The organism is Pseudomonadales bacterium (assembly GCA_041395945.1).
In the GTDB taxonomy this organism is placed as follows: Bacteria; Pseudomonadota; Gammaproteobacteria; order Pseudomonadales; family Azotimanducaceae; genus SZUA-309.
Window position 1 is genome coordinate 472,922 of record JAWKZN010000001.1, and the last position, 12,358, is coordinate 485,279.

The window sequence follows — 12,358 nt, forward strand, 5'->3', positions numbered from 1 at the left end:
GCAGGAGATTGCTGGCAACAGAAAACGGGAGACTGAGTGAACGATCTCAAAGCATTTCGCGCAGACACACGTCGCTGGCTCGAAGTCAGCTGCCCGGAGTCGATGCGCACGAAGATGGTGCCGGGTGAAGAGGTCAACGGCGGCAGCAGGCGCCGGGGTAGCAATCCGGACGCCTATCTGTGGCTCGAACGCATGGCCTCCCGGGGTTGGACAGTGCCGACCTGGCCGAAAGAATACGGGGGAGGCGGGCTCGACAAAGCCACTTTTCTGATTCTCCTCGAAGAGCTGCAGCGCATCCACGCCCGGCCACCCCTCGGTGGCATGGGTGTCTCGATGATTGGTCCCACCCTGCTCGAATATGGCACTGAGGATCAGAAACGCCGCCACCTGCCGGCGATCGCGCGCGGAGAAACCGCCTGGTGCCAGGGTTACAGTGAACCGGGCGCAGGTTCGGACCTGGCCAGTCTGAGTACCCGGGCCGAGGATACGGGCGACTGTTATCTGGTCAACGGATCGAAGATCTGGACCTCCGGGGCCAATCATGCGGACTGGATTTTCTGCCTGGTGCGCACCGACCGGGAGGCACCGAAGCATCAGGGCATCAGCTTCCTGCTGTTTTCGATGGACAGCCCCGGCGTGTCTACCAGACCCATTGTGCTGATCAACGGGCACTCGCCCTTCTGCCAGACCTTCTTCGACAATGTCCGGGTGCCCAGGGAAGATCTGGTGCACCGGGTCAACGAGGGGTGGACCGTGGCGAAGCGCCTGCTGCAGCATGAGCGCTCGGGACTGGCGGCGCTTGCGAGTGCAGATACCGCGGGGCCCATGGAACGGATCCGTCCCGGTGTGCCGCTGGCACAGCTGGCACAGCAGTACGCAGGCCCCCAGGCTCCAGTCGATCCGCTGCTGCGGGATGCGATCATCCGCACCGGGATGCTGAGACGGGCTTTCCTGCTGACCCGGACACGCGCAGTGGAAGAAGCGGAAGCGGATACCCCCGGGGCTGCGACGTCGATTTTCAAGTATGTCGAAGCGCGCTATGTGCAGTCTCAGCTCGAGCTGCAGTTGCAGATCCGGGGCACCCGGGGTGTCGGCTGGGCGGGTGATGGTTTCAGCGAAGAAGAGATCAGAATGGGCCGACTCTGGCTCGAGGCCAAAGCGATATCGATCGCCGGTGGCTCCAACGAGATACAGTTGAACATCATCGCCAAGCGCGTGCTGGGACTGCCCGACTGAACGGGCGCTGCGCGGCGTCCGCCAGGACAGTGCAGGTGACACGGCTGCTGAGTGTCCCGAACAGAGGGAGAAATCGACGATGACACAGCCAATTACCGGGCCGCTGTGGGCGGCACGCAACTGGTCCGCGGATGCAGGCGCCGGCAGCATTCACGACGACGAAACTGCAGCAAAGCTCGGCTTTCGTGGTGGTACGGTTGCCGGAGACGTGCACATGAATCAGTTTCCGCCGGTACTGTTGCAGGTATTCGGCAATGAATGGTTCGAGCGGGGAAATCTGTCGCTGAGCTTCAGAAATGCCACCGTCGATCTGGAGAAGGTGCAGGTTTTTGTCGAACCGCTGGCCCCCGGCGCGTTGCAGACCAGGGTCTGGATGGAACGGGAAGACGGGATGCTGGTCTGCTCGGGTACCGCGGCACTCGGCGACCACAGCGCCTCGGAGCTGCGGAGCAGGGACTTGAGACCCTGTGATCCTGCTAAGCTGCGCATTCTCAATCGCCTGCACGCCGGTCTGTCGCTGGGTGACTACGATGTATTCACCGATCCCGCGAAGCAGTTTCACCGCTACGATACGAAGGTGATCAGCGATCCGCTGAGCTGGTATCGGGAAGCCTCTCCCTGGGGAGAACCGGTTGCGGCACCCTGCACGATTCTCGAGTTTCTCTGGGCATATCCGATGCAGGGTCTGCAGCCCCATGTCGGTGAATCGGTCGGCCTCTTTGGTGCCATCGAGATCGGCCATGTGCGGGGTCCCCTGCTGATGAACCGGCATTACCATCTGGATTCTGAGGTGATCTGTGTCGGCCAGAGCCCCCAGACGGAGTACGTCTGGTACGAAACGACCGCGCGCAACGAAGCAGGCGAGGTCGTGGCGACCCTGCGCATGCAGTCCCGGGTGATGAAGGCGTCCTCGCCGGCGTATCTGGAGCAGAGACAGTGAATCATGGCGGGCTTGCAAAGCGGTGACAGTTGACCCCGGCGGGCTCCGACCGGGTGGGCTAGAATGCGCCATCCGGCCGTAACGGGCCGATCCCTGGAGTGGCCGTGTCGAAACGATTTGTGGGCCTTTCTGTCATTGTGCTGTCGTTGCTGCTCAGCGCCTGCGACAGCACGACCGCCGAGCAGCATCTGCAGCGTGCGAATGACTATTTTGACTCTGGCGAACTGCGTACCGCCGTCATCGAACTCAAGAACGCCCTGCAGAAACAACCCGATCTGGGTGCGGCGCGGCTGCTGCTTGGCCGCACCCAGTTTCTGCTTGGCGACTATCCCAGTGCGCTGAAGGAATTCGAACGCGCACGGGATCTGGGTGCATCAGACGACCGGCTGCAGTCCGAATATCTCACCAGTAAGAACCGCCTGGGGCGCTATCAGGAAGTCATCGGAGAGCTGGAAGAAGCGGGCGCGCTGACCCCCGAACTGGCCGTCGTGCTCGGAGATGCCTATCTTGCGGGGAGCGATCTGGCCAAGGCAAAGCCACTGTACCAGCAGGCGGCTGAGACGGTTCATGGCAGGCTGGGTCTTGGCACCATCGCCTGGGCCCAGGGTGATTTCTCCACCGCGGGTGATCAGTTCGCCGCTGCGGCGCAACAGGCGCCGGGAGACCGTGATGTCTGGCTGCGCAAGGCGGAGTTCGAGCTCTCTCAGGGGCTGCTCGACGAATCGATAAGATCCTTTCAGGCTGCCCTCGAACTGCCCGGCGGTGCGATATCGGCGCGGTTGGGTCTCACCCGCGCATACCTTGCACAGGGCCAGCTCGAGCTCGCCGCGACTGAGGTCGATCAGGTACTCAGATCCTCGTCGGGTCTGTTTCTTGCTCACTATCTGGATGCGCTGATCAAGTATCAGCGCAAGGACTTCAATGGTGCCGAAGCGGCGCTTCGGGAGGTGCAGCGCACGGTGCCTGATCATGCACCCAGTCTCTACCTGATGGGAGCCGTCAAATTTCAGCAGGATCAGCTCAATCAGGCGGCAGACACCCTGCAGCGCTATCTCGCGGGTGATCGCGGCAATGAGTCCGCCGGCAAGCTGCTTGCCGCCGTCCGCATGAAGCAAGGCAATCGCGAAGCGGTGTACGAAACCCTGCAGCCTTACCTGGCAGGCAGTCGTGACCCGCAGATACTTGCCATGGCTGGTACTGCGAGCCTCCAGCTGGGTCGCACCGCACAGGCCACGGAGCTGCTGCAGCGTGCCGTTGAACTCGCACCTGATGCCGCGGTGTTTCGAAATCAGCTTGCCTTAAGTCTGCTCTCGGCTGGCGAGGATACCCGTGCGCTGGGAGCGCTGGAATCGGCGATAGCCGTCGATGGCAATCAGTTCCAGAGTGACATGCTGCTGGCCATGCTGCACATGAAGGAGGGCAATTATGCCGCCGCAGTTCAGGCAAGCAGAGCCATTGTCGAAAAGAACTCGACGAGTCCGCTCGGTTACAATATGGAAGGCGCGGCGCTGCTTGGCGAGGGTGATATCGACGCTGCTCGCAAGGCTTTCGAGCGGGCGCTCGAGGTCGATGCAGCATTCCTTCCGGCAGCAAGCAATCTGGCCCGGCTCGATCGGAGTGAAGGGGACCTTGCTGGCGCCATTCAGCGTTTCGAATCCGTCCTTGCTGCGAATCCGGAGGAGGTCGGCGCGCTGCTGGGACTGGCAGATCTGGTGGCAAATGAAGGGCGGCTGAAAGAGGCAGAAGAATACCTGGCGAGAGTCGTTGCCATCAGGCCGGACAATGTTCGTGCGCAGATGGGTCTGGTGCGCCTGCAGCTGGCACAGAATCAGCTGAGTCGCGCAGACGTGCAGTTGAAGTCACTGCTGGACCTGGCGCCGGATAATGTCGATGTGCTGATGCTGGCGGCGGAACTTGCGCTGCGTAAAGGCGACAATCAGGCAGCGCTGGCGGCAACGGAGCGCCTGCAGACCCTGGCGGGCACGCGCGGGATGGGATCGGCGTCCTTTCTTGCCGGGCTCGGTACCCTGCAGAGTCGGACGGGCCAGATCGCCCTGGCCCGCAGGAATCTGGAAGCAGCTATGGCGGCGCAGCCGAGCGATGCTCAGCGTGTCCTTCTGCAGCTCGAGCTGGCGCGCCTGGACCTGCGCGAAAAGCAGGTGGCGCGCGCACAGCAGCGGCTCTCGGAACTCTCCGATGCTGAAGCGGCGCGACCGGATGTTGCGCTGCTGCAGGCGGACGTGCTGCTGGCGCAGGGCGATCAGGAAGGCGCCTATCTTGGTTACGAGACGCTCGCAGCTGCCGGCGTACGGGAAGGCGTGATGCGCGTCGCGCTGCTGCGTCAGCAGCAGGGGCGCATAGACGACGCCCTTGCCCGGCTGGATGACTGGATCCGCTCCAATCCGGAAGACGTTGGCGCCAAACTGCTGCGGGCGGATGCGCTGATGCGTCAGTCTGACAAGGCGGCGGCCATTTCACAGTACGAGCAGCTTTTGTCAGCGGATAATCCGATCGTGCTGAACAATCTGGCGTGGCTGTACATGGAGCGCGGTGACAAGCGGGCGTTGTCTGCGGCGCAGCGCGCGACCGAACTCGCCCCGGATAACCCGGATATCCTCGATACGCTGGGATGGGTGCTCGTGCAGTCCGGTGATGCGAAAGGTGCGCTGCGCCACCTGCGCCGCAGCGCTCAGCTCAATCCGGACAATGCCACGGTGCGTTACCACCTGGCGATTGCCTATCTCGAGGGCGGCGACCGGGCAGCTGCGGCGACCGAACTTCGACAGGCACTGCAGCTGGGAGAGTTTCCTGAAGCAACCGAGGCCCGGGCGCGACTGGCGGAGCTGTCTGCTTCCTGATCGGGTTGCGCCGGCAGCGGAAGCTCAATGGAAGATGAAGCTCAGCGGTTACCCGCGCCGAGCACCTGGTAGGAGATCGTTACATAGCCGATCCATTCGTCGTAGCTGGTGCTGATGTCCGCCTGGCGGTCCTCGTAGCGCACGCCCCAGCTCAGATCCAGCGCGCGACCCAGCTCATGCAGCAGATTCACACTCAACCGCGTCTCGTCCTGATTGTCGCCCTGATCGCTGAACTTCCGGTTCGCGTACTCGCCGTTCAGGTTGAGAACCGTATTACGCGTAAGGTCCCGGGACAGGCCGATCCGCCCCCCGGTGGTTTCATTGCTGAGTTGGACACCCTCCGCGTACTGCTCCTTTCTCCAGAAGCCGCCCAGGGTCAGGGTAGTTCGTCCGAAGATCTGGGTAAGCCCCATGTCTGCCGAGGACTCCTTGAAGGCAGCATTGGTGGCCGTGTTTTCACTTACCGCGCCGGTGCTGCCGGCATCGTCAGTGAGGCTGCTCGACTGGTCTGTGATACGGTGGGACCCGTCCAGGGTAAAGGTTGAATTCGCCGATGCCCGCCAGGTCAGTGCGAGGTCGTAGGAAGGGTCGTCGGTATCGGCCTGGCCGGACCGTTTGTACCAGTTGTGTCCGTAGTTGACGTCGACGTCGAGCTGATTGCCCGTCTGCCGATAACCCAGGGTCGCGAGCCAGTACTCGGCGTTGGTAAACGCAACACCGTCGTACTTGATGTCACTGTATGTCGTTTCCAGCTGCAGGAAACGATTGGGGGACAGGCCGAGGATATAGCGACCGGTGCCATTGTTGCGGGTGCTGCCCGTGCTGGTGGAACTGGGGCTGATGTCCACGTACTGATACTCGAACTGCAGGTCATCGCCCTGGCGGGGCTGCAGCATCAGAGTGCTGCCGGCTTCTGTGGTCGATACGACCTGGCGGTTGTCCGGCAGTGGGGTGTCCAGCGCCTGCTGCGTTGACTCTGTGCGGGAGTTGCGCAGGTGAAAATCAAGCCGTTCCGGAAGCGCGTGCCAGACCGCATTGCCACTGCCCGTCGTGCTGTTGTAGTCGCTCCAGTAGTCCTTATCATAAAAGCGGCGCGAGTAGCCGTAGGCGCCATCGAGTTCCAGGCTGGCAGTATCGTGTGCAACCGTGAGATCCACCCCGGGTTCCTGAATCCATTCATCGATCTCATCGGATTCAGTACGCAGGGTGTTCGTCGTGTATTCCGACGTGTAGTGGACGGTTGCACCGAAATCCAGAGCCTGGGTGTTTGCCGCGGTGAACAGTGCACAACCGGCCAGCAGCAATATGCCCGGGTGCTGAGCATTCATACTCAGAATGCCCGTTCCGGAACGGTCACGACGTCGCCGGGCCCGAGTGCATAGTTGGTGCTCATGTCACCCCGATTGAGGATGCGGTCGAGATTTACCTCTCGACGCTCTCCCGCCCGGGTGAAGAGTGTCGCTCTGGACGGGTTTGCGAATTCAGTGACCCCGCCAGCCTCCAGAACGACGTCCAGGACCGTCATCCCCTGCCGATACGGCAGGCTTACCGGGCTGGTTACGGCACCCGTCACCCTGACCCGGGAACGGTATTCATCGCTGCCCATGTCCGTCACGATCACCGTGACATAGGGATCCCTGATGAATGTGGCGAGACGCTCGGTGATGTCCGCCGCAACTTCTTCGGGTGTTTTGTCACCGACCATGACATCGCCTGCCAGGGGCACCGAGACCTTGCCGTCCGGCCGCACGGGTACGGCGACACTGAGATCCGGATTGCGCCAGACATTGACGGACAGGCTGTCACCGACGCCGATCCGGTACTCGCTGGTGAACTCGGGAGGAGCGATGGGTGCCGGCGGTGGCGGAGCGGTGGAAGTGCAGGCGGTAAGACCGAGCAGGAGTGCAAAGCAGAGGGAATTTCGACTCCCAGGAGTGAAAAGACGATGGCGCATGGATCCCCGATCCCCGGTTGTTTGTTGTGAGGCAGGGCGATGATAGCGCCTTTGCCTGTGGAATGGTGGCCCGCGGCCGGTCTGGTTCACGATGCACTTACAAACGGTGCAGAGCCCGGACAGGGGCCTGCGGGCGGTGTGGGTCCTGTGCGGCTGATGGATATATGGGTGCCGGTGGGGAGGGATCGTCGAAGCCATCAGGGCGGGCGTCGAGATCCTCGCCGCGCGGTGGAGGTGGAAATATCTCTGGCAACCACTTGAATGTCGGTGAGTTTTCTGCAGCAGACCGTCCACGACTGCGACGATTCCTTGCAGCGCTGTCAACTCGATACCGGAATGTGGACCATCGGCGGTACAGGCAATGGACAGTATCGCTGGACAGAGGTCACGGCGTCGCCGTTGCGGGGTTGAGAGGTTGAGCGGGATGCTGAGCAGGTAGGCCGGGCACTTCGGCAGTGTAGTACGATGGCGCTTAAGGAAACCCCGGTCAGGAAGGCGTGGAAAACCTCATGAAAAAGGCGTGGTTGCTCGCGATGCTGGTCTGGCTGTCGGCACTGCCAGTCACCGCCGATGCAGACAGAGCGGTACTGGCCGGCGGCTGCTTCTGGTGCATGGAATCGGACTTCGAGTCGCTGGAGGGGGTGAGCGACGTAGTCTCCGGTTTCACCGGCGGCAGTGTGCCGGATCCGACCTACAACGGCGATCACACCGGTCACTATGAGGCGGTCGAGATCACCTACGATGCTGCGGTGATCGACTATCAGGGCATCCTCGATCACTACTGGGTCAACATTGATCCCTTCGATGCTTACGGGCAGTTCTGTGACAAAGGCCCCAGCTATCGGGCCGCAATTTTTGTCGCCACAACCCGGGAGCGGGAGCTGGCCGAAGCCTCCAGACGCGCAGTTGCCGAGATGTTTCCCGGACAGCGCGTGGTGACGGAAATTCTCGATGCGTCGACGTTCTATCCGATCAAAGGCGATGAGGAATACCACCAGGATTTCTATAAGAAAAGCCCGATCCGCTACAAAACCTATCGATGGGGTTGCGGTCGGGATCGGCGCCTGCGTGAAATCTGGGGCGAGCGCTCGGAGTAACGTCGCTGTGCAACCTTTAAGAATACTCATCGTCGGGGGTGGCATCGGCGGGCTTACCGCGGCTCTCTGTCTTGCCAGACGCGGTCATCGGATCGAGCTTTTCGAGCAGGCCGCGGAGTTCTCGGAAGTCGGTGCCGGCCTCCAGCTCTCGCCGAACTGTACACGGGTGCTCCACGATCTGGGCCTTGAACAGGCACTGCGCGAGTGCGCCTTTCTGCCTCAGGCAACTGAATTCCGGGACTGGCGGTCTGGCCGGGTCATCGCCCGCACGCCTCTCGGTAACAGTCTGGTGGCGCGCTATGGCGCACCCTACTATCACGTGCATCGCGGCGATCTGCTGCAGATGCTGGTAGCGGCCGCGGAACGTTCTCAGAACATCCTGTTGCATCCCGGCGCTGCGGTCACTGATCTGTCTGAAAGCGGTGAGCGGGTGCAGATCAGTGCCGGTGCGTCGACTTGTGAGGGTGATGTGCTGGTGGGCACTGATGGCATTCATTCGCGGGTTCGCGCTGAACTCTGGGGTGCGGCACAACCCACATTCACCGGAAACGTTGCCTGGCGGGCGCTGGTGCCGGTCGAGCGGCTGCCCGCTGGGTTCGTACGTCCGGCGTCCACCGCATGGTGGGGGCCGCACCGGCACTTCGTGCATTACTACGTGCGGGGTGGCACCCTGGTGAACTGTGTCTGTGTGGTTGAGAAACAGGGTTGGGAAGTGGAATCCTGGACCGAGCGCGGTGATTACGCGGAGCTGAGATCCGATTTCTCGGGCTGGCACGCGGACGTGCAGCAGCTGATCGACAATGTGGACCGCGATTCGCTGTTCAAGTGGGCCCTGTACGATCGAGCCCCCATGCCGCGCTGGGGACGAGGCCGAGTCACCCTGCTCGGCGATGCCTGCCATCCGACCCTGCCCTTCATGGCGCAGGGTGCAGCCATGGCGATCGAAGATGCTGCAGTTCTGGCGGGGTGTCTCGGCCGCGAAGGCGATGTGCCCGGGCGACTTCTTGCGTACGAGGATTTGCGGCGCGGGCGCACAGCGTGGATTCAGAACGGGTCGCGGCGCAACGCCAGACTTTTCCATCTGTCCGGTGTCCCGGCCTGGCTGCGCAATCGTGCGGCGCGCAGCGCCGGAGCGCGTACCATGCACAGGCTTTACAGCTACAATCCTCTCGAGGTGGCAGATCGTGCGTCTGCCGGGCTCGATAATTCGACAGATTGACTGAGGGGATCAGCGAGGAAGGAGAACGGAGAGAAATATGAACAAGGCGGAAGGACTGCATCACCTGGCGATCTGCACGGCGGATATGAAAGCACAGATCGAATTCTTTACCGACAAGCTGGGCATGGAACTGGTTGCCCTGTACTGGATGCACGGTGTGGAAAACACCTGGCACGGTTTCCTGCGGCTGAACGACGAAAGCTCCATTGCCTTCGTCTCCAATCCGGAGATTGAGAAAATTCCTCGAGTGCTGGGTCAATCCCATGCGGGCAACCCGGGGGCCAACTCCGCGGGTGGCACCATGCAGCATCTGGCGCTGAAGGTGAAGGACAACGACGAGCTGCTGGATATGCGGGATCGGCTGCGCAGCAAAGGGGTGCCGGTGCTGGGTCCGATCGACCATGGATTCTGCTGTTCCATCTATTTTGCAGGTCCTGAGAATCTGTCGCTGGAGTTCAGCTGGTCCAGGGAAGCGATTAATGCGGAAGCCTGGATCGATCCGGAGGTGGTGGCACTGGCGGGTATTTCTGCGAAAGAACTCGAGCGTTTCAAACACCCGGCAGGCTTCCAGGGCAAAGGCGGAAAAGTTGCACAGCCCGATGTCACGAAGACAGCGGGCCCACACATGAGCAATTACCCGGAAGGGGCTTACGAAAAAGTCATGAGCGTGCCGGACGAAGCCATGCTGCATTCGGTGGAGAGCGAGCCGCCGGTGAAACTGCCAGCCTGAGGCCGTGCCTGGTGACGGATCCCGGATTCCACGCGGGAGTACCGTGCGCGAGGATCAGTCGAGCCCGAAGAACGCGCGGGTGTGACCAGCCACTGCGGCGACATGGTCAGGCTCCAGATGGATGTGGTGCGGTCCGGGCATCCTCTCGACGGTCAGGGCTGGATGGTGAGCCTGGGCCTCCTCGATCTCGCCCTGATACCACTTATCGCCCTGTTCAGCGACGAGCAGCAGTGCGGGTGCGATGCTGCCTTCCAGCAGGAAATTGATCGTCTCCCGGGTGTGTCGCAGCGGGGTTGCGAACCGGATGCGTGGATCTGTTCTCCAGGTCACGCCACCGCTGACGGGCTTGTGGCCACGGGCGACCAGCACAGATGCCGCCGCAAAGGACTGATCGGTCGCCTGGGTGACCCGCTCTGCCATGGTGCGTGGGTCGGGATAGACCCGGGGTGACTTATTGTGCGCGGTGAGCATCTTCTCGATGGCTTCACGATTCTGGCCGATGCGCTCCTGCAGGGTCACCCCACCGGTGGCGATGAAGCCGTCGATCAACACGGAGCGTTCGATGCGTTCGGGAAACATCGCAGCCAGTTCGCTGCTGATGCTGGCCCCCATGGAATGCCCGAGCAGATTGAACTGCTTCCAGCCCAGTTCGCCGGCAATGGCCATCACATCCTGGATATCGGTGAAGGAGTGGTAGTGCACGCCGGGTGGCCGGTGATCGGAGAAACCATGGCCGGCGAAGTCCAGGGCGACCAGATTGAGTTCCGGCAGCAGCGGGGCAAGCCGATCGAAGGTGTTGGCATTGTCCAGCCAGCCGTGCAGGGCAAAAGTGGGCTGCCCCCGGGGATCGCCCCAGAGTTTGGCCGCGATGCGACGCTCGAAAATTCTGAACTCGGCGGCCTCACCCTGTCGGGTCTGGTTCTTCATGGGATTCCCGGAGTAAAAAGTCGGCTAGCTTACCGACATTGCGCGCACTTCGCAGGCGCCTCCGGGGCCTGTGGCCAGGAGCGCCGGTTCACCCCGGTCTGCGCTCCCACTCGCACCGGGAGTGGTGATAGGGTGTGGGCTGCCGGTCGGCCCTGCACCGGGCGACGAATCCAATCGAGTAGAGAGACGTTATGAGTGATGAGCTGAATGCGTTCCGCAAGGAAGCGCGGGACTGGATTGCTGAGAATTTTCCGAAGTCACTGGCCGGGAAAGGGGTCGGTATGGAAGGGGAGGCCGGCGGACTCGGTCCTGACCTGGAAATCTGGCGCTCCCGCCTGGCGGCGAAGGGCTGGGGTGCACCCACCTGGCCGGTGGAGTACGGCGGTGGCGGTCTCAGCCATCCCCAGGCCCGGGTCATCAACGAAGAGCTGACGGCGGCCGGCGCGTTCAACCACATTCCTCTGACCACCGGCATGGGCATCACCATGGTCGGGCCCACGGTGCTCGAATATGGCACCGAGGATCAGAAGCGCCGCCATCTTCCGGGTATTGCCAGTGGCGAGATTCGCTGGTGTCTGGGGCTGTCCGAGCCGAATGCCGGTTCCGACCTCGCCTCACTGTCTACCAGGGCCGTGGACAACGGCGACAGCTTCATCCTCAACGGTCAGAAAATCTGGACTTCGGGTGCGGACATCTCGCACTGGTGTGGTGCCCTGGTGCGCACCGATCCGAAGGCGGCCAAGCGCGACGGCATCAGCTTTGTGATGCTGCCAATGGATCAGCCCGGTGTTGAAACCCGGCCAATCAAACTGATTGCCGGCGCGTCCCCTTTCTGCGAGACATTTTTCAACGATGCCATCGCGGAGAAATCCGACCTGCTCGGCAAACTCAATGACGGCTGGAGTGTGGTCAAGCGCCTGCTGCAGCACGAGCGCCAGAGTCAGACCGGCGGTCGTGGTGCCAGCAGTGGTACTAAGCCCACCCCGATTCAGGAACTGGCCAGACAGTATGTGGGTACCAGCGAAGACGGCAGTCTGGCGGACCCGGATCTGCGACTGCGGCTGGCCGATCATCTGATGGACGCGAAAGCCCACGGGCTCACCATTGCCCGGATCACGGCCGAAGCGCGTGGCAACGTCGAAGTCAGCGCGGCGGCCTCGATCCTCAAGAATTCGGCCACCAGGGTGGCGCAGATCAAGGCCGAACTGACCGTGGAGCTCATGGGCGCCCAGGGGCTTGGCTGGGAAGGTGCGACCTTTACCGACACCGAACTCGGCGCCGTGCGCGAGTGGCTCGGCGGCAAAGCGATGTCGATCTACGGCGGCTCCTTTGAAGTACAGAACAACATTATTTCCAAAAACATTCTCGGCCTGCCCGAGACGACACAGAAGGGCTAG

General features: G+C 62.1%; 10 protein-coding genes. 7 read left to right on the plus strand and 3 right to left on the minus strand.

Annotation, left to right across the window (positions count from 1 at the left end; translation table 11 throughout):
• Positions 1 to 36 precede the first annotated feature (36 nt).
• The 3 genes from R3E82_02230 (at position 37) to prsT (ending at position 5,034) form a co-directional block, all read left to right on the plus strand.
• A complete protein-coding gene (locus R3E82_02230) occupies positions 37 to 1,236 on the plus strand; it encodes an acyl-CoA dehydrogenase family protein (GenBank protein ID MEZ5549687.1) in 1,200 nt (399 codons plus the stop codon).
• 79 nt (positions 1,237 to 1,315) lie between these two features.
• Entirely contained in the window at positions 1,316 to 2,176 is an 861-nt protein-coding gene (locus R3E82_02235) for a hypothetical protein (GenBank protein ID MEZ5549688.1), read from the plus strand.
• 104 nt (positions 2,177 to 2,280) lie between these two features.
• Positions 2,281 to 5,034 (plus strand): PEP-CTERM system TPR-repeat protein PrsT, encoded by a 2,754-nt coding sequence (gene prsT, locus R3E82_02240; GenBank protein MEZ5549689.1) that lies wholly within the window; start codon positions 2,281 to 2,283, stop codon positions 5,032 to 5,034.
• A gap of 41 nt (positions 5,035 to 5,075) precedes the next feature.
• On the opposite strand, the gene R3E82_02245 is transcribed toward prsT, so the two are convergent.
• Positions 5,076 to 6,362 (minus strand): outer membrane beta-barrel protein, encoded by a 1,287-nt coding sequence (locus R3E82_02245; GenBank protein ID MEZ5549690.1) that lies wholly within the window; start codon positions 6,360 to 6,362, stop codon positions 5,076 to 5,078.
• Between the two features lie 2 nt (positions 6,363 to 6,364).
• Positions 6,365 to 6,988, minus strand: coding sequence for a polysaccharide biosynthesis/export family protein (locus R3E82_02250; GenBank protein MEZ5549691.1), 624 nt, complete (start codon positions 6,986 to 6,988; stop codon positions 6,365 to 6,367).
• A gap of 509 nt (positions 6,989 to 7,497) precedes the next feature.
• Here R3E82_02250 and msrA point away from each other — a divergent pair.
• From msrA to R3E82_02265, 3 genes are read left to right on the plus strand one after another with little or no spacing between them, the layout of a single operon-like run.
• Positions 7,498 to 8,085, plus strand: coding sequence for a peptide-methionine (S)-S-oxide reductase MsrA (gene msrA, locus R3E82_02255; GenBank protein MEZ5549692.1), 588 nt, complete (start codon positions 7,498 to 7,500; stop codon positions 8,083 to 8,085).
• A gap of 7 nt (positions 8,086 to 8,092) precedes the next feature.
• The gene (locus tag R3E82_02260; GenBank protein ID MEZ5549693.1) at positions 8,093 to 9,304 is read left to right on the plus strand and encodes an FAD-dependent monooxygenase; all 1,212 of its coding nucleotides are present in this window, start codon (positions 8,093 to 8,095) and stop codon (positions 9,302 to 9,304) included.
• 37 nt (positions 9,305 to 9,341) lie between these two features.
• A complete protein-coding gene (locus R3E82_02265) occupies positions 9,342 to 10,034 on the plus strand; it encodes a VOC family protein (GenBank protein ID MEZ5549694.1) in 693 nt (230 codons plus the stop codon).
• A 54-nt stretch (positions 10,035 to 10,088) separates the two neighbouring features.
• Here R3E82_02265 and R3E82_02270 read toward each other — a convergent pair whose 3' ends face one another.
• Positions 10,089 to 10,961, minus strand: a complete 873-nt coding sequence (locus R3E82_02270; protein MEZ5549695.1) for an alpha/beta hydrolase — start codon at positions 10,959 to 10,961, stop codon at positions 10,089 to 10,091.
• Positions 10,962 to 11,152: 191 nt separating this feature from the next.
• Here R3E82_02270 and R3E82_02275 point away from each other — a divergent pair, with 191 nt between their 5' ends.
• Positions 11,153 to 12,358, plus strand: coding sequence for an acyl-CoA dehydrogenase family protein (locus tag R3E82_02275; protein MEZ5549696.1), 1,206 nt, complete (start codon positions 11,153 to 11,155; stop codon positions 12,356 to 12,358).